At 41.3% G+C, this 26,259-nt stretch carries 19 protein-coding genes and 1 tRNA gene; 5 read left to right on the forward strand and 15 right to left on the reverse strand.

Features of this window, described 5'->3' with window-relative positions; all coding sequences use genetic code 11:
* Window positions 1-37: 37 nt before the first annotated feature.
* The 3 genes from K0S23_RS12875 to K0S23_RS12885 form a co-directional block, all read right to left on the reverse strand.
* The gene (locus K0S23_RS12875) at window positions 38-3,520 is read right to left on the reverse strand and encodes a T9SS type A sorting domain-containing protein (RefSeq protein ID WP_300358030.1); all 3,483 of its coding nucleotides are present in this window, start codon (window positions 3,518-3,520) and stop codon (window positions 38-40) included.
* 309 nt (window positions 3,521-3,829) lie between these two features.
* The gene (locus K0S23_RS12880) at window positions 3,830-5,887 is read right to left on the reverse strand and encodes a WG repeat-containing protein (protein WP_300358031.1); all 2,058 of its coding nucleotides are present in this window, start codon (window positions 5,885-5,887) and stop codon (window positions 3,830-3,832) included.
* A 395-nt stretch (window positions 5,888-6,282) separates the two neighbouring features.
* Window positions 6,283-6,771, reverse strand: coding sequence for a hypothetical protein (locus tag K0S23_RS12885; protein ID WP_300358033.1), 489 nt, complete (start codon window positions 6,769-6,771; stop codon window positions 6,283-6,285).
* A gap of 504 nt (window positions 6,772-7,275) precedes the next feature.
* Here K0S23_RS12885 and K0S23_RS12890 point away from each other — a divergent pair.
* Complete coding sequence (locus K0S23_RS12890; protein ID WP_300358034.1) at window positions 7,276-8,250, forward strand: hypothetical protein; 975 nt, start codon at window positions 7,276-7,278, stop codon at window positions 8,248-8,250.
* A 336-nt stretch (window positions 8,251-8,586) separates the two neighbouring features.
* Here the strand turns inward: K0S23_RS12890 and K0S23_RS12895 are convergent.
* Window positions 8,587-8,660 (reverse strand) — tRNA-Arg (locus K0S23_RS12895).
* A gap of 158 nt (window positions 8,661-8,818) precedes the next feature.
* Here K0S23_RS12895 and K0S23_RS12900 point away from each other — a divergent pair.
* Window positions 8,819-11,137: a two-component regulator propeller domain-containing protein gene (locus K0S23_RS12900; protein WP_300358035.1), complete on the forward strand. Its 2,319-nt coding sequence runs from the start codon at window positions 8,819-8,821 to the stop codon at window positions 11,135-11,137.
* On the forward strand, window positions 11,134-11,841 hold the full coding sequence (recO, locus tag K0S23_RS12905) for a DNA repair protein RecO (protein ID WP_300358036.1): 708 nt from the start codon (window positions 11,134-11,136) through the stop codon (window positions 11,839-11,841). The genes K0S23_RS12900 and recO overlap by 4 nt, the downstream gene beginning before the upstream one ends.
* A gap of 123 nt (window positions 11,842-11,964) precedes the next feature.
* Here recO and K0S23_RS12910 read toward each other — a convergent pair whose 3' ends face one another.
* Both K0S23_RS12910 and K0S23_RS12915 read right to left on the reverse strand, forming a co-directional pair.
* Window positions 11,965-13,605 (reverse strand): ABC-F family ATP-binding cassette domain-containing protein, encoded by a 1,641-nt coding sequence (locus K0S23_RS12910; RefSeq protein ID WP_300358037.1) that lies wholly within the window; start codon window positions 13,603-13,605, stop codon window positions 11,965-11,967.
* Between the two features lie 128 nt (window positions 13,606-13,733).
* Complete coding sequence (locus K0S23_RS12915) at window positions 13,734-14,015, reverse strand: hypothetical protein (protein ID WP_300358038.1); 282 nt, start codon at window positions 14,013-14,015, stop codon at window positions 13,734-13,736.
* 140 nt (window positions 14,016-14,155) lie between these two features.
* On the opposite strand from K0S23_RS12915, the gene K0S23_RS12920 reads away from it, so the two are divergent.
* Complete coding sequence (locus tag K0S23_RS12920) at window positions 14,156-14,788, forward strand: hypothetical protein (RefSeq protein ID WP_300358040.1); 633 nt, start codon at window positions 14,156-14,158, stop codon at window positions 14,786-14,788.
* A gap of 72 nt (window positions 14,789-14,860) precedes the next feature.
* Here K0S23_RS12920 and K0S23_RS12925 read toward each other — a convergent pair whose 3' ends face one another.
* From K0S23_RS12925 to K0S23_RS12965, 9 genes are all read right to left on the reverse strand, one after another.
* A complete protein-coding gene (locus tag K0S23_RS12925) occupies window positions 14,861-16,876 on the reverse strand; it encodes an FG-GAP-like repeat-containing protein (RefSeq protein WP_300358042.1) in 2,016 nt (671 codons plus the stop codon).
* A gap of 31 nt (window positions 16,877-16,907) precedes the next feature.
* On the reverse strand, window positions 16,908-18,032 hold the full coding sequence (locus tag K0S23_RS12930) for a hypothetical protein (RefSeq protein ID WP_300358043.1): 1,125 nt from the start codon (window positions 18,030-18,032) through the stop codon (window positions 16,908-16,910).
* Between the two features lie 264 nt (window positions 18,033-18,296).
* Window positions 18,297-20,000, reverse strand: coding sequence for a lysine--tRNA ligase (gene lysS / locus K0S23_RS12935; protein ID WP_300358044.1), 1,704 nt, complete (start codon window positions 19,998-20,000; stop codon window positions 18,297-18,299).
* Window positions 20,001-20,143: 143 nt separating this feature from the next.
* Window positions 20,144-21,019 (reverse strand): hypothetical protein, encoded by an 876-nt coding sequence (locus tag K0S23_RS12940; RefSeq protein WP_300358045.1) that lies wholly within the window; start codon window positions 21,017-21,019, stop codon window positions 20,144-20,146.
* 6 nt (window positions 21,020-21,025) lie between these two features.
* A complete protein-coding gene (locus tag K0S23_RS12945) occupies window positions 21,026-21,991 on the reverse strand; it encodes a pseudouridine synthase (RefSeq protein WP_300358046.1) in 966 nt (321 codons plus the stop codon).
* A gap of 136 nt (window positions 21,992-22,127) precedes the next feature.
* Window positions 22,128-22,622, reverse strand: coding sequence for a hypothetical protein (locus K0S23_RS12950; RefSeq protein ID WP_300358048.1), 495 nt, complete (start codon window positions 22,620-22,622; stop codon window positions 22,128-22,130).
* Between the two features lie 99 nt (window positions 22,623-22,721).
* Window positions 22,722-23,111 carry a YraN family protein gene (locus K0S23_RS12955; protein WP_300358049.1) on the reverse strand — a complete coding sequence of 130 codons (390 nt, stop codon included), beginning with the start codon at window positions 23,109-23,111 and terminating at the stop codon, window positions 22,722-22,724.
* A 60-nt stretch (window positions 23,112-23,171) separates the two neighbouring features.
* A complete protein-coding gene (locus K0S23_RS12960; RefSeq protein WP_300358050.1) occupies window positions 23,172-24,878 on the reverse strand; it encodes a toxin-antitoxin system YwqK family antitoxin in 1,707 nt (568 codons plus the stop codon).
* Between the two features lie 56 nt (window positions 24,879-24,934).
* Complete coding sequence (locus tag K0S23_RS12965; RefSeq protein ID WP_300358051.1) at window positions 24,935-25,585, reverse strand: LysE family translocator; 651 nt, start codon at window positions 25,583-25,585, stop codon at window positions 24,935-24,937.
* Between the two features lie 183 nt (window positions 25,586-25,768).
* Here K0S23_RS12965 and K0S23_RS12970 point away from each other — a divergent pair, with 183 nt between their 5' ends.
* Window positions 25,769-26,128, forward strand: coding sequence for a hypothetical protein (locus K0S23_RS12970; protein ID WP_300358052.1), 360 nt, complete (start codon window positions 25,769-25,771; stop codon window positions 26,126-26,128).
* Window positions 26,129-26,259 lie beyond the last annotated feature (131 nt).

Here is a 26,259-nt window from a genome sequence, read left to right on the forward strand (position 1 = left end):
CACGACAGTGACACTTTTTCTTTTTGATTGCCTTCGTTTATTTCGTTACCACAATTCTATAATTGTTGTAATTGTTGATCTTTACAAGGTACATTCCATTCGGGTGCCCGCTGAGATTAATGGCAGCTTCGTTGCCGAATAATACTGTTTGATAGACTAATTGGCCCGTTGATGAATAAATGTCAATAGCAGCACCGCTCAAATCCTGCGATGAAGTAATCGTAAACACACCATTGTTTGGGTTTGGATAAATATTCCAGGAAACTGTTTCCAGGGACTCTATTCCAACCGAGCTTACCGGTTCGCAGTCAGAAGTTTCCGTACAACCGTTGGCTGTAACCAACACGGCATAGCTTCCATTGCCTGATGGTGTAAACGATTGGGCAGTTGCTCCAGAAATAGCCGCATTCCCATTATCGCAGTCAATCCACTGGTAAGTTGCACCGGACTGATTGGCTGTAAGGGTAATTCCATTGACAGAAACAGTCGCATCGACCTGATTGATGGTCAAATTCAGGGTAACTGTCGAATCACAATTGTTTGAATTTGGGATCACATGTGTATACGCTCCTGAAACTGTATACGTTTGACTGTTCAATGACCAGGTATATTGTCCGCAAGCAGTAGCACTCACTGATGAACTTGTAGGTTGGTTGATCGTTAAGTTCAATGTTACCAAGGAATCACAGCCTGCCGCGTTCGTTCCCATCCAGGAGTAAGCTCCCGAAGTCGTATACGTTGTTCCGTGCCAGTCGTACGAATTACATGCAGAAGCGGAAACAGTACCCGTTGTTGACTGCATAATTGTTAAGTTCAATGTTACTACCGAATCGCAGCCTGCCGTGTTTGTTCCTGTCCAGGTATAAGCTCCCGAATTTGTATACGTTGTTCCGTGCCAGTCGTACGAATTACATGAAGAAGCGGAAACAGTGCCGGTCGTCGGCTGTGTGATCGTTAAGTTCAATGTTACTACCGAATCACAGCCTGCCGCGTTCGTTCCCGTCCAGGAGTAAGCTCCCGAATTTATATACGTTGTTCCGTGCCAGTCGTACGAATTACATGCGGAAGCAGAAACAGTACTTGTTGTTGGCTGTGTGATCGTTAAGTTTAATGTTACCACCGAATCACACCCTTCCGCATTTGTCAGTACCCAGGTTGGCATCGACGTGGAGGAAGTATAATTGACACCATCAATCCAGGTGAATGCGTTGCAGGCTTCGTGTACGGCAATACTTGTCGTTGGTGTGCAGTTCATATTGCGGTAAAGGAAAGCGCTTGGTGCTTCGTTGTTGTTTACTCCTGTGATAAGCACATCAGGCTTACCGTTCCCGTCAATGTCAGCAATGCTCAGAGAGCCAAAACCTACGCCTTTGAAAGGGGTTCCGCTGACTTCTGTAAAAATTCCTGTTCCATTGTTTTTGTAGAGCATCACAGCATGTACGTTGGAGATACCAGCAATAAGCAGGTCAAGATCACCATCGCTATCCACATCCGTGAAAGCCGAATTATTTTGATTGAAAGCAGTTATACCGGAAGTAAGCTCTGTGAATACGCCACTTCCATCATTGCTGTAAAGTTTACTGTTTTTGTTATATGTGTTATCATCACCTGTCAGGAAGAGATCCATGTCATTGTCTCCGTCGATATCTCCGAAAGCAATGGATCCCATCCCCAGATTGAGCAATGAACTGTTAGCAATGGCACTGAAAACACCTGTTCCGTCATTACTGAATTGCTGTGTGATCGGTTGGAAAGAACCGGTGTACCCGTTAATGATCAGGTCCTGGTCGTTATCTCCGTCCAGATCTGAAAAAGCAGCTTTTGAGTATGATAATCCGATGAATGGTGTACCTGCAACAAGGGTAAAGTTACCGGCAGTATTCACATAAAGCTCTGCTATGGACTGGTAAGAGCCATTGTATCCTGTCAGGAGTACATCTTCATCGCCATCGTTGTCGATATCTGAAAAAACAAGGCTGCCTCGCTGATTCGGGCTGAATGGCGTACCAGCAACAAGTGTGAAAACACCTGCACCGTTGTTCGTATATAGATTGGCAGTGGAATGATTTATATGATATCCTGTAATCAGCACATCCATATCACCGTCACTGTCTGTGTCGGAGAATCCAATAGCCCCGCTGGATACGCCCACGAACGGTGTGCCGGGAACGATTGTATAATTACCATTCCCATCGTTCGTGTAAAGTCTGGCAACAGTACTGCCGCTAAAGTCTTCCCCGCTGATCAATACATCCATATCGTTATCGCCGTCAATATCCGCAAAAGCTGAAGTGCTCTCCAAAACGCCTGTAAAAGGGGATTTGATGAGTGGCGTAAAAACACCTGAATCATTGGTATAAAAAGTAGCCGACGGGGAATTGCCGCTGCCTCCGATCAGGAAAGCGTCGAGGTCATTGTCTCCGTCAATGTCTTGTAGAAATGCATTTCCCATCGCGATTCCCTGGAAAAGTGTACCGGCAACGGTCGAGAAATCGCCGGCCCCATTATTGCTGTACAATCGCGCGAGCACACTACTGTTGCCGCCACCTGCAAGCAGGATGTCCGTATCGCCGTCTCCGTCTGTATCACCAAAAGCAACACTTCCCTGGTGTACCGCAGTAAATGGAGTGCCTGCAACCAGCGTGAATGTCCCTACCCCATTGTTCATGTACATTTGGGCAGTAATACCGGTGCCGGTGTTTCCGGTGATAAGTGCGTCCATATCGTTGTCGGCATCCAGGTCACCGAAATTAATTGTCCCTCTTTGTACGTTGGCGATGTTGGTGGGTGCAGGGGTAAAAATACCGTTGCCGTCATTCACGTAGTAACGTGTGCTGGAAGCGTTTGAAGGGGTGAGTCCGGTAATAACAAGGTCCTGGTCTGAATCCCCATCGGTATCTGCGAAAGCGGCCTGTCCGTAAGTAACACCTTCAAAGGGTGTGCCGGGAGCGAGCGTAAAACCACCTGTACCATTATTCAGGTACAAAGAGGTGTTAATGCCCGAAGCGCTGTTCCCGAAAACAAGGATGTCCGGTGCACTGTCGCCGTTTACATCGGCAATTGCAGCAGACCCGTATACAACACCCTGAAATGGAGTGCCGGCATCAAGTGTGAAGTTACCGAGGCCGTCGTTCAAATACAGTTTGGCAATACGCTGATTGGACATGCCGGTTATCAGGACATCCATATCGTTATCACCATCGACGTCCGCAAAATGAATACTTCCATTATACATTTGGTCGAAGGAGGAAGGCTTCAGGGTATATCCACCTATTCCATTGTTGACATAGAGTCGCGAGATGACCTGGGAGGTGATACTGAAACCGCTGAGCAGGATATCCTGGTCGCCATCGTTATCAATGTCTGCCATTGCCGTGGCCCCCTGGCTTACAGCCGGAATTTCATCGATGGTCACAATTGGTGGTGATGGAGGCCCTACCAACTCAAAATTGTTTTGTGCAAAGACCGGGGAGATCCCCAATACGGAGAATAGTATGGCAGCGCTGAGGTGTGCTTTCATATTTGTTGATTTTTTCAAAGGGTTTCTTTTTGGGGCAAAGTTCCGTTATTTCCGATGAAGGGCGTACAGGGGTTACCCCTTGATCTGATAACAGCGGAGTATTTAAAAATTCCCGAAAAGAAGTTTCAGCATGAAAAAGAGTTCAGAGTGAGTGTGAGAGCGAGAGAAGAGTGCAAAAAGAAAAAGAGCATTCAACTTGCGTCAAATGCTCTTTTTCTTTTGTGAATCTGATGTTTTTATCAATTTTTTTCAGATTGTAGTTCCCATTTGATGGACATATTCAGCTTTGAAGAACAAAAGTATAGAACACTATTCCGGCACGCGGAATTCCTTTCCGTTTTGTCCTATCATTACTGGTCGGCGCTGTAAATCTTCGGCCGGAACATACCAGAATCCCGTTCTGGTTTTGAATGCATAATCCGCAATGTAGCTGTAATTGGCCGATGATAACCGGCTCCCATCAATGCTGTAGATCTGCCATTCGCCATTGGGTAGCCTGACTTTGAAATAAAGTCCGTTGAGCGAAACACTGATCTTGTTCACACAGGCATCCAGTACCGCAGTTTGCGTGAACTTACAGTCCATGCCGCCGTATTTTGTTTCACAGTTGCGTATGAAATAGTAGAGTGAATCGTTTTTATAGGCACAGATCGACGGAAAGAACTCGGAGGTTTGTGACATGTGATCGTAGTGCTCCGTATTAATCTTCAGCGGAAAAAGATAGTTGAAGACTAAGGAATCGTATACCACCGGCAATATTGTTTGTGTTGCGTAGGTGATGAGTCCCGTTTTCCCTTTTTGGTAAAGCAGGAAGTAATTGTTCAGAGTCGGATGCCGCACAACCGAATCATAGACTGGCGGAAGCACAACGGCTTTCTGTTCCGTTTTCCGTTGCCCGTTGATATAGGTGGTTTCATAGAAATTGTTCAGAAAACCAATCGGACGGCTTGTTTCGCTCTTGTCCGGATAAATGAAGAGCTGGTTTTCGCGATGGCTTCCTGTTCTATAGCGAAACCCAGACTTTCCGGTATAAATCAGCTCTTTGGAACCCAGTAACTGGTCGTATTTATACACAAACGACTCGGAACCCGAGTAGGTCACGATGAAAGGCATGTGTTGGTCGGGCAACTCAACTTTTTCCCATTCCCGGTCGAAAATGGCACGCCCCTCTCTGTTGAGAATGCCGTAACTGCTGCCTGATCGGTACCGGATGAAATGATTGATCTTCCCGGGCTCGAAGAAAACTTCGTCATATACAGGCGGAATGACCGTTTTTAAAATGGTTTTCGATTTTGGATCCCTGGTTGTAATGATACAGCCGTGCTTTCCGCCTGAAACGGTATCATTCATAGTGTGCTTGTGTGTATAGCCCAAATCACTGTAAGAAACGCGATACTGCTCCAACTGGTTTTTGATCCTGTGCCGGATCTCTTTTCGAATCTCTTCCGGAGTGTGAGTTCTTGGTTTTGTCACAACGGTTCCCGCCGAATCAGCAATAGTTTTCAGGAAATCCATCAATAGCTCGCTTGTCTGTTCCCCAAGGTCTGTATTCAGCTCATCTTCGAAAGGTAGGTAATCATCTCTCAATTCGTTTGGTTTCAGCGTGCGCTTTTCGGTAAATGTCAGGTCGAAATCGTAACTTGACGCCAGATTTTTTCCCGGAAATACCTGCAACAAATCGGATTCGCCAACGTAGTATTCGCATTTCGCAGCAGGAAGACACTGATAATGGCCTTTTTCATCGAACGATAGAAACACGCAAAGGCTTTTCATACCGGATTGCATCAAGATAAAGTAGCTCTGTTCGATCAGGATGCTATCGTAAGCCGCAGGTGTGTAATCGGTCACGGTTAAAGGTGAATCCAGGTATAGCAGCTTGAATTTTCCGTTTAGTTTTACCCGGAACAGCCCGTTTTTATGCACTTGTTCGATCGACTCGTAAACAAAAGGGGTCACCTCTTTTCCTTCAGCGGTGAGGAAAGCACAACGGTCGTTCTTCTTGGCATAGTATTTCACCTCCTGGACATATCCAAGGCGATCGAGGTAATCATATTCGCATGGGATTGTATAAGTCATTGCTTTGAACACCCCGAATTTCCCATCTCGTTTCACGATCAGTTCCTGAAACTTGTTATAGGAGATCATTTTGTCATGACCGGAAGTATCGAGATCGTCGTAGGCTGTCGTCTCGTAGATCGCATCGAACACATCCGGAAACACCAGCTCCGCTTTTTCGTTCGTAAGAATATAATGGTTGCCGATTTTCATAAAAAACGCCCGTTCTGTTTGAGCTGTCAAGGAAAAAACCAAGCCGGTTAACAGAAAAGTGAGCAGGAAACGATGACAGGGAAGTTGAAGTTTTAACATGATTTACCTGGGGTTTGACTGTCAAAAATAAGTTAAAACAGCATCAGATGGCAAATAAAAATGAAAGAAAAGCCCTTAAAGTTTCCGATTTGGTTCAATGATTATTGCAACTAGGGTTGAACACTTGGGAAAGGGTATTGATTAATTATATTGCTCCTTGAAAACAGGCCTCGGTCCCCCTTGTCTGACTGCAAACAGGCAGGCTCCAATAGGGGGTAGCCGAATCTCAGCTTCGAACACGGATCCCGCTCTCAGTCCTCACACTCGCACTAAAGAAAAAGAGTTCAGAGTGAGTGTGAGAGCGAGAGAAGAGTGCAAAAATAAAAGTCGAACATCTTAGCGCAGATAAACCAACAGGAATGATCACGCTAGCTCAAGGGATAATTTCGAATATTCTAAATCTCATATTCGACTTGATACCAGAATCTGCTTATTTTTCTTATTGATCTCAGCTCTAAGAACCAGTCTAATTTCGGACAAGTTTTGATGTTACCTTCGTAGTAAAGATATGCTTTACAAACTCTATATTTTGGAGATAGACCAGAGCTTCTAGCGCTATAAGTGTATAATATCCCATTAGTTGGATCTCCCCAAACTTCTAATCCATATTTTGAAACTACTTTTTCAATTTTATTCAGTTTAATCTGATCAAAGTAGACAGAGTAGGATTTTATGGCCCTTTTAATATTCCAGTAATCCAAATTAATAGTCGAGTCTTGGTCTAAATTATTTATAATAAACTTATTCACTTCTATAACTTTCAAGAATTGTTGTCTATCATTATCATCCCTTGCTTTGTCTCTTAATGAGAAAGTAAAATATCCCACTAAGGCAATTAGGATTACTCCAATACTAATTAAAATAATAATTCCTTTTCTTTTCATTGGTCTAGTATGAAATTGTTGCTACTGTTAATTCTTTTATAGATTATCAATTTAGCAGATTCTTCTGAAGAACAAATTTATCTATTCAAAATCTAATGGGATTCGAACCGCTTTGAATGTTTGGAAAACAGGATAAAATCAAGACTTTTCGAAAGATTAAGGTTTGCCACCCTCCTTAACCCTCCCTCGAGGGAGGAAATAGAATCTCAGCTTCGAATACGAATCCCGTTCTCAGTCCTCACACTCGCACTAAAGAAAAAGAGTTCAGAGTGAGTGTGAGGGCGAGAGAAGAGTGCAAAAAGAAAAAGAGCATTCAACTTGCGTCAAATGCTCTTTTTCTTTTTGTGAACCTACCGCAACTAGAGTCGAACACTTTGAATATGTAATATTAACGTTTCAAAGCTACGCTTTCGTGCCGATTCTCGGATATAACACTTTCCGGCATGAAGCGTAGATTGTGTTATACTCATCTACTTCTATTATATTTAGTAATTATTACAAACGATGAATAGACAAGTTGAGCTCAAAGAACAGAATTATCTGATCATTTATAATGATATAGATTCAAATAGTTTAGTACCTATTGAAATATGTGATTGGGTTATTGATAAGCCAAATCCTGAAGATATTAAACTGATATCAAGCCATTTTATGGACATCATTGGTTCCTTCGATTTTGTACCATTTCAGGAAATGAATATAGTGGTAGAAGACAATAGGACTCATATGAATCGACTTACTTCCCCTAATGATTTCAGGTATTTAGTTGTTAAATCAAAGAGCGACGGAATTCCCAAATTTAATAAGTTAAAAGAAGCATTAAGGTTGTCTAGTTATGATATTTGGGCTGAATCAACCTTATGTGATATAGGTGGGTCGAAATCAATAATGTTCAATCCAGATCAAGTGGGAGGGTATTTTGGATTTGGAAGATCATCACAATTACCTTTATCTGTGCATTGGGACAATGTAGGTGAATTGGTAGCCTTGCGCGAACAATTTAACGATAACGAGTACTCACATATTGTTGAAGCAATTAAAATGTTCATTGATAATGACGCAATTAAGGATGTTTCTCCGTTGAAACATCTAGGTTATTTTGCAATCATGGAGAGTCTATTAAGCCATAATCCAGCAGCAAATGATTCTATTGATTCAATTACGAGACAATTAAAAAGAAATATCATACTACTTAATAATAGAATTGAAGGAGAAACTGACTTGATAATGTCAGGATTCACGACTCCTAATCCAGATACAATAATTTCTAAATTATATTCTTACAGAAGTGTAATTGCGCACGGTGGAAATGGAAATGAAAAGCTGAATCTACTTGCTTCACTTAGGCAAAACATTGATGGGCACCAGTTTTGGAATGAAAGCCCGAAACGATGGATTTCATTGTATTTGAGATCGTTGGTGAAAGGAATTCTTTTGCATTCATTAAGGGAGCCGCGGCTTGTGACAGATCTACAGTAAACCGATTCTGTAAAATTGAGCATAACTTGCATATAAGCGCAACTTTAAATACTTACTACCAATTAAAATTGATTTTTAAACTGATTCTCAGAAATCTTTGTGAAAAGCTATCGTTACGTTATAATCCAAAACAGCGAAGTATTGAATTGTCGCATCGCCACCCTCCTTAATCCTCCCTTGAGGGAGGAAATAGAATCTCAGCTTCGAATACGGATCCCGCTCTCAGTCCTCACACTCGCACTAAAGAAAAAGAGTTCAGAGTGAGTGTGAGAGCGAGAGAAGAGTGCAAAAAGAAAAAGAGCATTCAACTTGCGTCAAATGCTCTTTTTCTTTTTGTGACCCCGGAGGGATTCTAACCCCCGACCGCTGGAGCCGAAATCCAGTGCTCTATACAGCTGAGCTACGGAGCCTTTATGGCGAGTAACTCAAATCCCAAAAAGGAGGCTGAGCTACGGCCTTTTTGACTGACAAATGCAATCACACCCCAAAATTAGTTCCTTTTTTCACTTCTCTTGCGATTTTTCCAATAATTTTGAAGAGTATGCGTTTATACATCAAAACAAATTTCATGCGGAACCTTCTTTTAGTAGCTTTATTGGGCTTATCCTCCTCGGCATTTTCACAACTCGGAACGGGGGAATGGAGAATGCATGTCGCTGCAGCACAAGCTGTTGACGTGGCTTATGGAGACGGACTTGCCCTGGCTGCATTGAAAACAGGCGTTATTGAATACGATCAGGCAGCAGGAGAAACCAAGATCTACAATGATCTGAATGGTCTTTCGGATATTTTAGTTTCGTGTATTTCCTATGATCCGGGTACGAAATCTTTTTTCATCGGATACGATAATGGAAATATTGATCAGCTTTATTCCGATGGAAGTATTGTGAATATTCCCGCGGTTAAATTAGCAGCGATAACCGGAAATAAACGGATCAATAGTTTTACCTCCAGGAATGGAAAAGTGTTTGCCGCAACCGGCTTTGCAATTATTGTTCTGGATCCGGTTAAACATGAAGTAAAAGATACTTACAATCCTTTTACATCACCTAAGAATTATCAATCCATCCTGTTCCTGAATGATTCCATCTACGCTTTACATAATGATGGAATGATCAAGGCTTTTGAGAATAATCAGCTTTTGGGAAATCCCAATAACTGGACGGTGGATACACGCGTGGATGTACCGGCTTTGGATGTCATTTACCAGGAAGCGGGAGTTTATAATAATGAAGTGTATATCCTGGCTAAAAAGGAAGCGTATGGCGGAGATTCGATTATGAAGGTTACTTCAGGCGGATTGCAGGAATTTATTGGTCACCAGTTCAACATGGAGATTATAAACTTCCAGATCATTAATAACAAGTTCGGGGTGAGTTTCTCAGACTCTTATGTTCTTTTTAATGATGATTTATCGATCTTTTTCGGAATTCCGGTTTACTCAAACCCTTCTCCTGAGATTCGCGCGGTGACGTACGATGGGACTAACTACTGGATTGCGGATTACAAAAACGGATTGGTGAAGTATGATACTTTTGGAAACGCAAAGATTATTTCAAAAGAAGGCCCGCCGAAGAATGATTTTTTCAGTATTAATGGAAATGATGGCAAAATTGTTGTGACCGGTGGTACGATTGACCGGGTTGTTTTAAGTTTCAGTCTTTCAGGCGCTTATACCATGCAGGATGAAACATGGAGTTTATATGATAAATTGAATCAACCTGCTTCCTGGACAAGTGGCGTTTGGGATATCGGAACTGCTGCTATAAATCCTAAAAATTTGGATGAGGTGGCTTTCGGCGGATACTGTACCAATGGTTTAAGCATTGCAACCGGCTCAGCAATTACCCAGGTTTATGGAGCTTCAAATTCAATCCTGGAAAATACCACACTGGGTAATAATATGACATGTATCACCAGCCTGGAATATGATGATGACGGAAACTTGTGGATTGTAAATGGTTTTGCCAACAAGCCTTTAAAGGTTCGTACTGCAGACGGGAGCTGGTACGCAATGTCCACAAACTCGATTGTTTCCGGATTGTATGCATCTGAATTGGCAATAGATTACAACGGGAATAAATGGGTTGCAGTTTACGGTAAAGGATTAATGGGGTACAAAGACAACGGGACGATCTCAAATACTTCGGATGATATCATTAAGGTATTGCAAACGGGGACTGGGTCCGGGAACCTGCCGTCTGAAACGGTAACTGCAGTAGCAGTGGATTTTGATAATGAGATATGGATCGGGACCGATAACGGACTGGCGGTTTTGTATAACAGCGACGGGATTTTCTCTGCTGCCGGAACAACGGACGCTTCCCGCATTTTGGTAACATATGACGGGAATGTGGAAATGCTGCTTGGAAATTCCTTTATCTCGGATATTGAAATCGATGGCGGAAACAGAAAATGGATCGGAACACAGGAATCGGGAGTGTTTTTAGTTTCTGCTGACGGTCAGGAAGTACTGGCAAATTTCAATAAGGACAATTCTCCCATGATTTCAAACCTGGTTTTGGATATGGAGTTTAACCACCTTACAGGTGAACTTTTCATAATCACCGATAACGGAATGGTTTCCTACCGCACGGATGCAACTTATGAAGATCCGGACTACGCTTCAACTACTGTATTTCCTAATCCTGTCAAACCGGATTTCTTTGGTCCGATTACCATTCAGGGAATCAAATACGGAAGTGATGTGAAAATTACGGATGCAGCCGGAAACCTGGTGTACAAAACAACTTCAAATGGAGGAACGGCAACCTGGAACGGTAAAAGACTGACAGGTGAGGAGGTAAGCTCAGGGGTTTATTTTATTTGGACAGCTCCGGCAGAAGGTAAAGGTAAAAAAGTAGGTAAAGTAGTCGTGATCCGATGAAAACCACGGATAAAGCGGTTGTTCTGTCACGCTTACCTTATTCTGAAACCAGTTTGATTGTAAATTTGTTCACATTCGAATCCGGGCTGCAAACCTTTTTATTCCAGGGTGCCAAAAAGAAGAAAGGATTGATCTTGTTTCCTTTGGAATTGGTTGAAATCACCTATTATAGGCGCAATGACAGCAGCTTACTGAAACTGACAGAAATGCAGAGTTTGGAACCTTTGCACCACCTGTTGGATAATCCTTTAAAATCGAGCATTGCCTTTTTTGTCTCCGAATTAATGATGATCTGTCTGCGGGATAATCACCAGGATAAAAAACTGTTTCAATTTTTAAGTGATGAAATTCATTGGTTGAACCTGAGTGGGGAACTTAGCAACTACCTGATTTGGTTTTTGGCCCAGGTAAGTAAATTGGAAGGTTTCCAGCCGGAGATTCAAAGTAATCCTCCGCGTTATTTTGAATTGCAGGAAGGGAAGTTCACAAATGAACTGCCGTTTTTCCCGGCATACCTGGAGGAATCCTGGCTCCATTGGCTTGCTGATAGTCTGCAATACGAAAAAATGGATTTTTTATCACTCAATATTCCAAAAGAAGAACGCGTGAAACTGATTGATGCCTGGCTGGAGTATTTTCAGTTTCATGTAAGTGGTATGCGAAAAATGAAGTCCCTGGAAGTAATACGGACAGTATTTAATTGATTTGTTTTCAGGAGTTTAAATAGTGTTATCTAAAGTTGCTGACGTATCCCGATAGCTATCGGGATGCGGAATTACGTCTAAAGTTGAAAGAATTTAGATTTTGCCGGAACCAGTTTCCCAAGTCTAGCTTAATTTTCGTTCAATCTCCTTCAGATTCTCCATTTTCTTAGTTGCCAGGAATCCGTTGATATCATCAAAATGCGTTTTCACCTGTTTGTTTCCGAACTCGTATACTTTTGTTACCAAACCGTCCAGGAAGTCGCGGTCGTGTGAAACCAAAACAAGTGTTCCGTCAAAAGCATTTAATGCATCCTTGATAATATCCTTCGTTTTCATATCCAAATGATTCGTTGGCTCATCGAGAATCAGCAAATTAACAGGTTCAAGCAATAATTTGATTAGTGCCAGACGCGTTTTTTCTCCTCCTGAGAGCACCTTTACCTTTTTGGTAGAAGAATCCCCGCCGAACATGAAAGCGCCCAGCAAATCCTTTATCTTAGTCCGCACATCGCCTTCAGCAATACGGTCAATGGTTTCGAAGATCGTTAATTCTTCATCCAACAGGGAAGCCTGATTTTGTGCAAAATATCCGATTTGTGTATTGTGGCCTAACTCCAGGTTTCCTTCAAACCCGATTTCTTTCATGATTGCTTTGACCAAAGTGGATTTTCCTTCACCGTTTCTTCCTACAAAAGCTACTTTCTCTCCGCGTTCAATAGTTACATTGACATCCTGGAATACCACATGATTGTCATATTTTTTGCTCAGATCCGTAATAACAACCGGGTAAGAACCGGAACGCGGAGCAGGAGGGAACTTTAAGCGCAAAGCAGAATTATCTACTTCATCCACTTCAATGATGTCCAGTTTCTCCAGCATCTTTACGCGTGACTGAACCTGAAGGGTTTTGGAGTAGGTTCCTTTGAAACGCTCAATAAATTCAGTAGTTTCAGCAATGAATTTTTGCTGCTCTTCGTATTGTTTTTGTTGTTGGGTTCTTCGCTCCTTGCGCAATTCCAGGTAATGGGAATATTTCGCTTTGTAATCGTAAATACGACCCATGGTTACTTCAATCGTGCGATTGGTAATTGCATCCACAAATGCACGGTCATGCGAAATAACCACAACAGCCTTGGCGCTGTTTACCAAAAAATCTTCCAGCCATTGGATCGATTCGATATCCATATGGTTGGTAGGCTCATCCAGGAGGATCAGATCCGGTTTTTGAAGCAGGATTTTCGCCAGTTCGATACGCATTCTCCATCCACCGCTAAACTCGGAGGTAGATCGCGTGAAATCTTCCCGTTCAAATCCCATTCCTTTCAGCACCTTTTCTACTTCGCCGTCGTAATTGATTTCTTCAATGGAGTAGAATTTTTCGCTTAATTCGGAAACGCGTTCGATGAGTTTCATATAGTCATCCGAATCATAATCCGTTCGAACAGTCAGTTCCTGGTTCAGGGCCTCAATTTCATCCCGCATCGCGAAGATGTTGGAGAAGGCTTTACTCGTTTCTTCGAAAACAGTGCAATTGTCTTCAGTTAGTAAATGCTGAGGTAAATATGCAATAACAGCGTCTTTCGGAGCGGAAACACCTCCTTTGGTTGCTTTGTTTACACCTGCAAGAATCTTCAGAAGGGTGGATTTCCCGGCACCATTTTTCCCCATTAATGCGATCTTATCCGTGTCATTAATGACAAATGATACATCACTGAATAAAATTTTACCGCTGAATTCTACCGATACATTGTCTACTGAAATCATATTTCCCGATTTTGGAGGTGCAAAGGTACTGACAACTTTGGAATTGGTAGAATTTGAAACATAAAAAGTAGGAGTTAGTCCCTTAAATACGAGATTCTTCCCCTACTTTCAAATTTAGGTAGTAGCAGCTAAACGAGTAGAATAACCAGTATATCAACTAAAACAGTGACAATGAATGCGTTCAAAATCCATTTCATAGGAGCCACGGCTAAAAGTAAACTTAAGGTTGTCATTGTTGGAATTACTACAGCGATCAGAGACCATGTATGGAGCGCAGCACCGTAACTCATAGTTACACCGCCTAAGCATCCTATAATTAATAACGAGATTGCAATAACTCCAAATCGGTACTCGTTTGCCAGATTTTCGAGTTTCGTCCAAGTGCTTGGTTTTATTTCCTGAGCTTTCATAACTTCTTGATTTTGATAAATCAAAGGTCGGAATGATTAAAAGCTATTAAAATGAGCCAAATCACAAAAAAACTTGATTTATGTCATCTTCTCCGCGACTTCCTTATATTTGATTTAACAATAAGAGTAAAAATTAGGTTATGAAGAAGGTAAAATTTATGTTATTGTTGGCAACCGTCGGGTTGTTTGCAAGTAATTCACAGGCCCAGGGCTTTGGTGGAAGCGGAAGCAAGTATTTGCAATTAGGTTTAGGTATAAACCAACATTACTCCATGTATTCGGACTATGACCGGACTTACAACACAAACTACGGAGCATTCAACTTGCAAATGGAATTTGGTGTCCATAAATATGTAGGTTTGGGTTTCATGGTTGGAGCTCAGGTTGCTGTTAGAGGATCGGGTTATTATTACGGGGGAGTTTATGCTCCGGGTTATTATGCTCCGTCATCTTCCCCATACCGTCATTTTGGGGTTCCGATCGGTTTTATTGCGAATTTCCACTTTCTGCAGTTGATTGCAGATAAAGCAGGAAAAGATTTTGCCAATAAAATTGACGTTTACGGTGGTTTGAACATTGGTAGTGGTCCTGTTTTTAGAAGTGTTCGTGAAAAGTACAAAGATGAAGTGTACTACGATTCTAATGTAGGAGCACTTTTCTTTTTTGGTCCACACGTTGGTTTCCGTTATTTCCCAAGCGAAAAAGTTGGGCTTTATGCTGAAGCCGGTTATGGAAAATCATTAATTACAGGCGGTGTAATTTTCAAATTGTAAATTATTCTTACAACAGAATAAAAAAAGGGCGCTCGTCAATTGACCGGCGCCCTTTTTTTAGTTTATAAAGTGTTACATTTTAATAAATGATTCAGAATACTTCTCACCATTCTTAGTTTGAATTACTAAGAAATAACGACCGCTAGCCAGTCCGGTCAATGAAATTTTCGAGTCTTTTTTCTGAGTTTCAAAAACCCGCTCACCCATTTGCGTATAAATCTGGATACTTGAAGCATCTAACAGATCATAGTTCTCAATAGTCAGGTAATCCATTGTTGGGTTCGGATACAAAGCGATCTTTTTACCATCCACTTCCAACAGGCTCAAAGGATGTGATCCTTCTACAACTGTTAAAGGTTCGTTTATTGTCGGGTTGTTCACCTGATCAATATGTCCTGATGGCCATTTGATCATAATGGAATCAATCATTGTTGCAGTTCCGATACCAAAATGCGCGTTCAATGTATTCATGTATCTGAACCCGTCACCGCTTCGGATATCGCGGATTTGTTTCCCCCATGCACCGTAAATTTCCACACGCGCACCAATTCCGTTTGAGTTACTTTCAATTCCCTGAAGGTTAATCGTAATCCAGTTGTTGTCATTTTTATCGCTCATGTATACGGTGTTTCCGTTTCTGATATCCAGGAATCCGTCATTGTTTAAGTCACCGATAGCACCGTTGGAGAAAGCATAAACCATTGGGAAGAAAGTGAAATCTCCGTTTCCGAACATGATTTTATTTCCTCCGCCAAGTACATCTGTAAAACCATCGTTGTCAAAGTCAAAAGAAACGTGTTCGATATTTAAACTTGGATTCGTATCCCATCCGGAACCGGCAGTAACGTCTGAAAACGTTCCGTTCCCGTTGTTTTTCATTACTTTATGAGGACCGTCATCAGTAGAACTCGCACCGATTACACCATCCATCCATCCGTCGTTGTTATAATCATTCCATGCGGACGACCAGGTTTGAATCGGATCGGCCATGTTTGAAGCGATTGAAACATCTGTAAAGGTTCCGTCGCCATTATTTCTGTGCAGTTCGTTGATCTTTGCTGTTGAAGCCCCACCACGGCATTTCGCAATAAAAAGATCCTGATCCCCGTCATTATCGTAATCTGTCCAGATAGAACCGTAATTTCCACCTTCCGGGTGATCTCCCAATCCTCCCTGGTGGAACGTCAGGTTCCCGCTTCCGTCATTCAGGTAATAAACATTCGGATCAATATCATGGCAAGAAAACGCATCCAGGTTACCATCGTTATTGATATCTACGAAATTAGTCCGCTGACAGAAAACATATTCAGTCCCGGAAACCTCTGTATAAGCTGTTCCGGTTGCATTTGCTTTCATAAATGTTACTCCGTTCCCACTTCCGTAAAGCATATCATTGAACCCGTTCTTGTCAATATCACCTATTGCCATACTCCAAGATGGTTGAAACATTGTATTGGTAGTCGGAATATTTGTAGTAATAAAAGCTCCGCTGATTTGCTGATAAAGAATTTGAACACTGGAAGAAGATACCGTTACGATATCATCCAAAAAGTCACCGTTCATATCAGTAACAGCTAAACCGTATGTACCGCTGATTGATGGGAAAGTGTTTGCAGTAAATGTAATTGGAGGAGTAGGTGGAACTACAATCGGACTTTCTGTAAGCTCAAAGCTAAATCCGGCAGAGGTCCATCGGTTATCAAAAGCGATTGTATAAGTTGTTCCGTTGGTTACATTAAAGCTGGCTGTTGATGTTAATCCGCTCCCGCCGTCATCATCACCGGAAACACAAACATGAGCACCACAAACGCCTGAATACACGTGGAATCGGGTATCGGCTCCCGCACTTGCCGCCAAATCAGTTGTAATAGTGACGGTATAATTAGCATCCGGAGTATACGTATACCACTCTCCGGCGGTTTGTCCCGTTCCGTTAGTTGCACAGATTACAGTTGGAACATCTGTTCCGTCAACAGCACTTACAGCGTAAGTTCCTGCAGTAATTGGAACTGCCGTAGCACAGGTGTTCTGTGCTTGAGAAAGCACAGGCATTCCAAGTAAAAGAAAAAAGGTAAAATTAATTTTCATAACGTTGGTTTTTTAGTTTATTAATAGTGTATTAGTTACAGGTTTGTTTCCAGCTGATCCAGTCTTCGAGTAGTTGCAAACCTTCGTCGTGAACAATACTTCTGCCCAATAGCGGCATGCGTTCACTTGGTAAAGTCGAACCTAAACGATAATACATCATCGAACGGTTTTTATCATTTGGTTTAATAATATATGCAAGGTTTGAATTGATGAATTCTTCCGGTTCAACACACAGTCCAAGATTAATAGGATCTGAAGTTTCGGAGAATGCCAGGCGCATCGGTCGGTAATCGCAATGCTTGCCTTCGCTGTGACAATGTGCACAATTGATGTCAACATAAGAACGAAACCGCTCATCAATGCTTTTTGTCTGATCCATATAATTTACAGTAGAAACAATATTTCCCGGAAGGGTGTTCTGCAAATATCCGACAGCGATCAGTTTTTGTAATTGATTTTGAGTACCATCATTATAGGCGTAATCAGTATTCAGGTTTTGCGGTTTGATTCCGATCGGAATAGGTTGATCGTTGATTTTATGACAAGTGTGACATTCCGTTTGATTCGGGATCCGGTACGCTGTACTTTTTGGCTGACCATTTTGCATCCAGCTTACGTTGGTATAGCTTCCATTACTATCCAGGTAGGCTTCCGTTTGTTCTGTATTCCAGACATAGTTGGCGAAGATCCAACCGGAAGATTTGCGAATCATAATGCGGGTCTCAATAATTCGTGTATTTCCTGCAGGCTGAACGTCGTCGTAATAAAATGTTTTAATGAGTGCCGCTCCTACAGGAAGATCCAGAACCTCACTATCACTGATGTATGTAGCCTGTGTTCCGGTTGGTAGCCAGATGAAACGTTTTTTGTGCGCGTAATCTGTGAAAAGCCCGGAAGCCGGTTCATAGGGAATAACTCTTTCAGCCGGAGTTTGATTTTTCAGGTCACCCTGGAAGAAACGATAATCTGATAGTTTTGTATAAGGTACAGTTGTAAGATCAACAGAAACCCCGGTTTCTTCTTCAACAGGAGGAGTTATTGGCTCTACTGTCGGCTTCTTTTTACAGGAGGGGATGAGGAGAAGCATCAATGCGAATGCGCTGACGGCACATACAGAGATGATTAATCGATTTGTTTCAGTTCGTTGTTGGTTCATAAAAAGTATTGTAGCTTTTACCTTTATGGTAGTAAATCGGGAATAAGGTAATATTTATTTTCAATACTCATTCATTCCCTTAGCAATTGTTTCACAAGCATATAGATGGTGATTTGATAAAAATAGTTGCTTGCTTAGGTGTGTTTGTGAAAATTTTGTTGATTTATCAATAAAAAAGTAAAAATATAACAATCGTCTCCAGGAACTAAAAAAGCCCTAATCCACCATGGCGGATTAGGGCTCTCAACAATTATCTTAAATCAATTAACCGATAAAGTCAACGTTTAATGTTTCATCTGTTTTAGTAACTTTCAGCAAACCGTGTTTTGTCAGTCCTTTTATACTTGTATCCCAAGCTTTGTTACTCAAGTTTACCGATTCTTTAAGGCTTAGCAATTCCATGGTTTTTTCACGCTGCATGATATCGAAGATCAATTGCTCGTTTTCATTCAGAACAACTTTCACCACTTTTTCAGGACGCATTTGAGGGAAGAATAATACTTCCTGGATAGACGGATTGTTTGTTAAATACATGATCAGACGGTCCATCCCGATTCCAAGCCCGGATGTAGGAGGCATTCCGTATTCCAATGCACGCAGGAAATCCTGGTCAATCAATCCGTTTGCTTCATCATCTCCTTTTTCAGCCAAACGTACCTGGTCTTCAAACCGCTCGCGCTGGTCGATCGGATCATTTAACTCGGAATAAGCATTCGCAATTTCCTTTCCGCAAACCATCAACTCAAAGCGTTCTGTCAATTCCGGATTATCGCGGTGTGTTTTACACAAGGGCGACATTTCCTTTGGATAGTCCGTAATGAAGGTAGGCTGAATGTAATTTCCTTCACATTTTTCGCCGAAGATCTCGTCGATCAATTTTCCTTTGCCCATTGTTTCGTCAACCGGAATTCCCATTCCTTTAGCCGCTGTGCGCAATTCATCTTCTGATTTACCTGCGATGTCGAATCCGGTAAAATCAATAATCGATTGACGCATAGTGACACGTTTGTATGGTGCTTTAAAGCTGATCTTATGCTCGCCGAAAGTACATTCGGGTATTCCGTTTACAGCAATTGCACAATGTTCCAGCAAACGTTCCGTGAAATCCATCATCCAATTGTAATCTTTGTAAGAAACATAGATCTCCATTGCTGTAAATTCCGGGTTGTGGGTTCTGTCCATTCCCTCGTTGCGGAAGTTTTTGGAAAACTCATACACTCCGTCAAATCCGCCAACGATCAGTCTTTTCAAATACAATTCATTGGCGATTCGCATGTATAATGGAATATCCAACGCATTGTGATGGGTAATAAACGGCCGGGCAGAGGCTCCGCCGGGAATTGCCTGTAAGATCGGTGTTTCGACCTCCATGTAGCCTGCATCGTTGAAGAAATTACGCATTGCAGAGAACAGCTTGGTGCGTTTCACAAAAACATCTTTCACCTGTGGATTTACAACCAGGTCTACATAACGTTGGCGATAACGCATTTCAGGATCTGTAAACGCATCGTGAACCTGTCCTTCAGCATCTGTTTTAGGAAGCGGAAGCGGTTTCAACGATTTGCTCAAAAGCTGGAATTCTTTTACGTTCACGGAAACTTCTCCAACCTGGGTTTTGAATACTTCTCCTTTAATCCCGATAAAATCACCCAAATCCAACCATTTTTTGAACAGGTCGTTGTATAACATTTTATCTTCTCCCGGGCAAATTTCATCGCGGTTGAAGTATACCTGGATTCTTCCTTCGGAATCTTGTAATTCAGCAAAAGAAGCTTTACCCATTACACGCTGACTCATCATTCTGCCTGCCAGGCAAACTTGTTTTCCTTCTTCAAAATTGTTCTTGATCGAAGCTGAATAATCTGTTACCGGATAAAGTGCAGCAGGATATGGATCAATGCCTGCATCGCGTAAATGTTGCAACTTTTGTCGTCGCTGGATTTCTTGTTCTGATAATTCTTGTGACATTTTTTATCGATATTAGGACTTTAAGATTTTAAGACGTTAGGACTTCAAATCAACAAGTCTATATTTTATTAGTTAGTACTTATTTTTTAAACATGGTTTCGACTTCGCTCAGTCATCTTGCAGGAAGTTGAGCGTAGTCTAAATTACCAATGCGGACAGCTGTCGCACCCGTTCTTCGTTTTGATGTAGAACATCAGGCCCAAAGATACATTGTAAGTTGCTAATCCGAAAGCTTGTTTTGCACGCTGATTGCGATCATCAGAACGCGTTTTCACACCCGGAAGATGAGCAAAAGCCAATCCTCCTTCAGCCTGTATAAACACATGCTTGAAAAATTCTATCCGTGCACTGGCGTTAGCCCCAACTCCATAACCCGAAAGCGCGGTTGACCGGTTGCTTTGCTCATTTGCAAACAGAAAATTTGTCGTTGTAAGCATTGGCCCCAGGTTTAAACCAACATTTCCCGTGATTGCAAACTGTCTTTGATCTCCCAATTCTACCAGATCGAACGAACGCATCAGTTCAATCCTTAAATAGTTCAATCCGCCGGAATGCTCGTAGTGGAAATGATTCGGATCTATCGTTGTTGTTTCCTGATTGTAATTCCCTTCCCAAAGTGAGTCCACTCCCATGTCGAAATGACCATCCAGCATAACTTCCTTATCATGTGACATCACATAATTGAAGTGATCCACGCCCAGAGACAAGGCCCATTTTTCTGTAAAATAATACCCGATCCGGAAATTGTATTGCGGAATGGTAATGTTTGCAGGATTCAAATACAGATTAGCTCCGAATTTTGGTTGCCTGTCTGTTGCTTTTACGCCTTTCAACGTGAAATCGTAATCCGATCCGATAAAATGAATGGACGATTGCGTATAAGCAGTTCGATTGTAACCCCAATAGAAGAAAAGCGTACCGGCGTTGGTGCTTCTTTTTCGCTGATGCTTTCTGATTTGGGCATCGGCGGGATTTGCAATAACTGCTAAAAGGAAAATGAATAACAGCTTTCTGTACATCTTGAATTATTTAGTCATTTTTAGAAAATGAACCTCTTTCTCCGTTAAATGTCTGTAATAACCTCTCGGCAAGTCTTTTTTGGTAAGGCTTGCAAATTGAACCCGATCCAGTTTTACTACTTCATATCCGAGTTTTTCGAACATCCGACGTACAATTCTGTTTTTACCTGAGTGGATCTCGATCCCAACTTCACGGGAAGATTTTCCATCTTTCACATACTCGGCCTTATCAGCCTGAATGCGTCCGTCTTCCAATTCGATCCCACGCATCAGCAATTCCAAATGTTCGGCCTGAACCGGTTTGTCAGTTTCAACGTGGTAAATCTTTGTTGCTTCATAACGTGGATGAGTCAGCTTTTTAGCCATATCTCCGTCATTGGTGAAAAGCAATAAACCGGTTGTATCACGGTCCAATCGACCTACGGGATAAATTCGTTCCTTACAAGCATTAAAGATTAAGCTCATTACTGTTTTTCTTCCAAGCGGGTCATCCATTGTGGTGATGAATCCTTTTGGTTTGTTCAGAAGAACATAACGTTTGATCTCAGCGTTAATTGTTTCGCCGTCGTATTGTACTTTATCTCCTTTTTTGATCTTGTAACCTAATTCGGTGATGATTTCGCCATTCACGGAAACAACTCCGGTTTGGATCAGTACATCAGCCTCTCTGCGGGAGCATACTCCGGCATTGGACAAATATTTATTCAAACGAATATCATCTTCGTTGAAAGTCGGTAATGGATCACCTTTACGAACTTTTGGTTTGAAATGCGGTTTTGAAGATCCTTCAGCAGTTGATCTCGGTTTCGGAGTGCTGCTTTTCGGAGAATCGGATTGCTCCGTTCGCGGAGTTGGTTTTCCACCTCTTGTGGCTGGTTTCCCTGTTCTTGAAGCCGGTTTTGAGCCACCTGGCTTTGCACCTCTTCCTGTTGTTGTACGGCCTTTCCCTGTACCTGTTTTTCTTGTGTTCATCACGAGCAGAATTTAATGTTTACTATCGCAGTAGACGCGGCAAAGATACGTTGTTTATTTGAAAAAATATAGAAACTTGAGGATCAGGAGTTTCAATTGAAAATGTAAAATTGATAATTGAAAAGGGGACAGTGATTTATTCCTTTGTTTTTAATCCTTTTTTATTAAAAATATATTCCAAATCATTGTATTGATCTTTGCTAAAACTATGAATACCGAAAGGATTCAATATTTTTATTGAACTGCACGTAAAGCATATTTCCAGATAAGCTAGCAACTCTCCATTTTTATCAAAAAAAAGGATTCCGTTTCTTGGTTCGTAACAGTCTCCACTTGTCCATGAGGTATTCTGTGTACTTGAAATTAATATTTGAAAAAGTTCATCGGAATTGTTTAGTTGTTTTCGCTTACTGATTACGGAGTAATCAATTTGTTTACCTCTTATTGCACCTATTAAAGTACATCTTGTTTTACCACAAGTTAGTCCTACCTGGCAAAGCTCAACATGATCTACCTGCGATAAAAATTCTGATGATTTGATCGAATCCTTTGTGAATATAGTTTCCTCTTCCTGCGAAAAGGTTGCAAAAATAACTGAGAATAATGCTAAGAGAAGGATGAGATATTTCATGTTTTTTAGGTAAGATGCTGCAAAATGTAATTTTCCATAACATGAATCGGATTAATCTGCGCCCTCTGCGCTATCCGCGGGAGAAAATCTTTTAAATTATTACGTCGAAAAAGCATCTTCAATATGTTCCAGTTTGGTGCGGAATTGATTGTGAACGATGGAGATAATGTCAAAACGAACTTCATTTGGCAGATCCCTGGATTGAATGTATTCGTTTGCACAGGTAATAATTTGCCTTTGCTTCTTTTTGGTAACGGCCATCCAGGGTTCTCCTATTTCAGCTGTTTGCCTGGTTTTCACTTCCACAACTACAATTTGGTCCTCTTTCTGCGCAATAATATCGATCTCAAATTTCAAATAACGGTAATTTGTCTTCCGAATGAAATACCCGTTTTTCAAGAGAAATTTCTGGGCCATCTGCTCTCCGAAAATTCCTAGTTCCTGATCTGTCATGAGTTCTTTCTTATTTAATTTAAGAAAAAAGATCATTTAATACAAAATCATTTTCAGGTTAATTTTTGAATTTTGAATTCATCATTTTGAATTGGCTTACCTCGTTTTAAACTCAATGTTATTTCCACCGGCTCCTTTGATAACCTGTTGTCCGAATTCGAACTCCAGTTCTTTCGCTACCTTACCGCGTTTGTCGTAGATCTTCATTTTTCCGTGCTTCAGGCCATCTTTGTAATCGGTTTCGGAAACAGGGTTTCCTCTTCTGTCCAATTCGGTCGACTTGCCGTCCAGTAAACCGTTTTTATACGTGGTCGTATTGCTCGGAATATGTCCGCCCGGCCAGTATGTATACCAAACACCGTCTTTTTGACCGTTTTTGTAATCTCCTTCTTCGGTTTTTTTGAAATCTTTTTGTGAGAATGAAACCGAGTGTCCGTCTTTCACACTTTCCTTCACGTCGTAATCTTTCAAAGGACCATTTTCAATCTTCGATTTTTTGATAATGACTTTGTAATTGAAAACATCTTTTGGTTTTCCATTCTCAAAGAAACTAGTCCATTCACCTGTTTTTTCACCTTCCTTGTAGTTCCCGAAAACGTTTGGTTTACCGGTAGGGAAATACGATTCCCATTTTCCGTGAAGTAACCCGTTTTTAAAAGTTGCGATGTTCTTTTCTTTTCCGTCTTCCCAATAGTTGACCCAAGTTCCTTCTTCTTTGCCTTTCACATATTCTCCCGACATCAGCAGCTGACCGTTTTCATACCAGGTTTCCCATTTTCCGTGCTTCTGGTCATCCTTGAAAGGTCCAGTCTTGAATTTGCTGCCGTCCTTATAAAAATATTCCCAAGTTCCGGTTTTCTTGTCGTGATCGTATTCTGCATAATAACTCACTTCTCCTGTCGGGTGCCAGTAAGTCCATTTCCCGTGCTGCTTACCTTGATCGAAAGACCCTTCCATATCTTTGGTGCCTTTCTTCGTATACCAGGTCCACAAGCCGGATTTCTCTCCTTCGGAATAAGAGCCTTCCACATTTACTTGCTTGTTATCATAGAAGTATTTGTAATCACCATGCAGTTTTCCGTTAAGGTAGTTGCTTGTTTTTTCAATTGCTCCCGTGTAGTAAAAGAAGTTCCAGGTGCTGTCTTTCTCCCCTTTTTTGAACTTCCCGTTAATAAGCAAGTATCCATATATTGAAACCTCCTCGAACGGACCATCCTTTAAACCGTTTTTATAGTTGTACCATTCTTTTTCCGTTCCGGTGTCGAAAAAGGTCAGGTATTCTCCGTTTCCGTCTTTTACTTTTTGAGTATGCAGGCTGTCGGGCATCCAGAATTCGCGCAGATAAGTAGTTGAATCAATGATTTCTTCCACTTGTTTCTTTTGGCCTGTTAAATAGTAATATTCCCAAATTCCGACGGGTTGTCCGAATTTATAATACCCCTGCACGCTTAATTTCCCCGTTTCATTCCATTCTCTGAACACGCTGTCTTGCTCTCCCATTTTGAAGTAACCTTCCTGCTTGTTTTTCCCGTTGGAATAACTGGCGATCACTCTTCCGTGAAGTTTCCCACGGTAATAATTGCGTTCTTCGATCACTGTTCCGAAACGGTCATAGTACAGCCACTTCCCATGTTTGTCTCTTGATTCGCCCAACAGGTCTTTGTAATAACTTCCAATGGATTCCAGCTGCGTTTGTTGAAAATCATAGTAGTTCTTCTCTTTGGGAGTGAGGTTTTCCTTGTTGATTACCTGGCCCATCAGAGTGAAAGAAAATAAAGAAAAGAGGATGCAAACGAATTTCATGGAATTTGAATGATATTTCAATTTAATAATCAATTACGGGTGAAAATGTTACAGAACTATTTTGCGAGGAAACCTTTGATTACCAATAATACTCCGGTTCCTATAATAATTAAACCAATCAGTCTGTTGAGACCAACCAAAACATTTTCGGTAATGAAGGGCCTCAATTTTTTTGCTCCGAAAATCTTCAGCATATCGACAGAGAAAAAAGTGACCATAATGATCAGGATATACCAGTAAGTGCTTTCATCGATTGCTTCGTTGGCATTTTTCTTTCCGTCTGCACCAAGTGCAATGACAGTTATCCAGTAAAAAATTACTCCCGGATTTGCAAAATTCAGTAAAAACCCTTTGAGTCCCAGGAGAATCATGTCTTTTTTCTGATTATTCAGCTGCTTTTCTGCTTCCTTTTTATCTTCTTTGGGTTTTTTCAGTAAAGTCACCAAACCGAAGATCATGAGTATAATTCCTCCAACGATGGAAATAATATGTCCATACTCACCCGAGGTAATTTTGCTTACTTCGGAGTAAAATATAAGTGCAATAATAATGTAGATAAAATCAGACAGAAAAACCCCGATATCAAATGCAATAGCTGCCCGGATTCCCTTACGGATACTTGTTTCCAAAAGAAGAAAGAATACAGGACCGATCATTATACTTAGTATAAATCCGGTTAGAATGCCTTTGAGTAAAATATCTAGCAAAAGATTGGTTTTATCTGTTTTTACAAATATAGTGATTCGTTCAAGGTATCAGGTGTAATTCTTAAAAAGCAAATGATTTTGTAAAAAAACACGGCGGATGTTATTTTAACTGCTAATAAGTCATTACATTTGCATGTCTTGAAAGTTGTTGCAAAGTAGTTACAACCTTGAAAATAAGTGAGTATGAAAACGGCCATTGCCAATAAGAAGTTAGAAACGATTATTTCCAATGTGGAAAAAGAGGGGATTGAGTACAAAGGCCTTGTCGAGGATTTGAAAGAATTGCGCGAACAAGCTTTGAAGGAACAAGATCCTTTGGTGGTAAAAGTTTTGCGTTTATCATATGAGTTTTTACTGGATAGAAAAGGCTTTGACGTTCAGGCACAGTATGAAGAAGATGAAGAAGGAAATGAGTATCCTTTGGAGATCGAAGGTCAGGAGAACTTTTTGTATTTGCTGAATCTTTTGAAGAATGCCGAACACAAAATCAACAGAGAAGAAATTAAGGACTACCGTACAGCTTTGAAACAAGAATTGTACTAAGTCATTAAATAAAGTGTTAAAAGCCCCGTTTCTGCTTATTCAGATTCGGGGTTTTTTGTTGGTGTCCGATTTTGGAATTTTCCAAAATCCCAATGTCCCAATATTGGGACAAGCATGAAAATCAAATAGTT

It is taken from the genome of Fluviicola sp. (genome assembly GCF_029266855.1).
GTDB lineage: Bacteria > Bacteroidota > Bacteroidia > Flavobacteriales_D > Crocinitomicaceae > Fluviicola.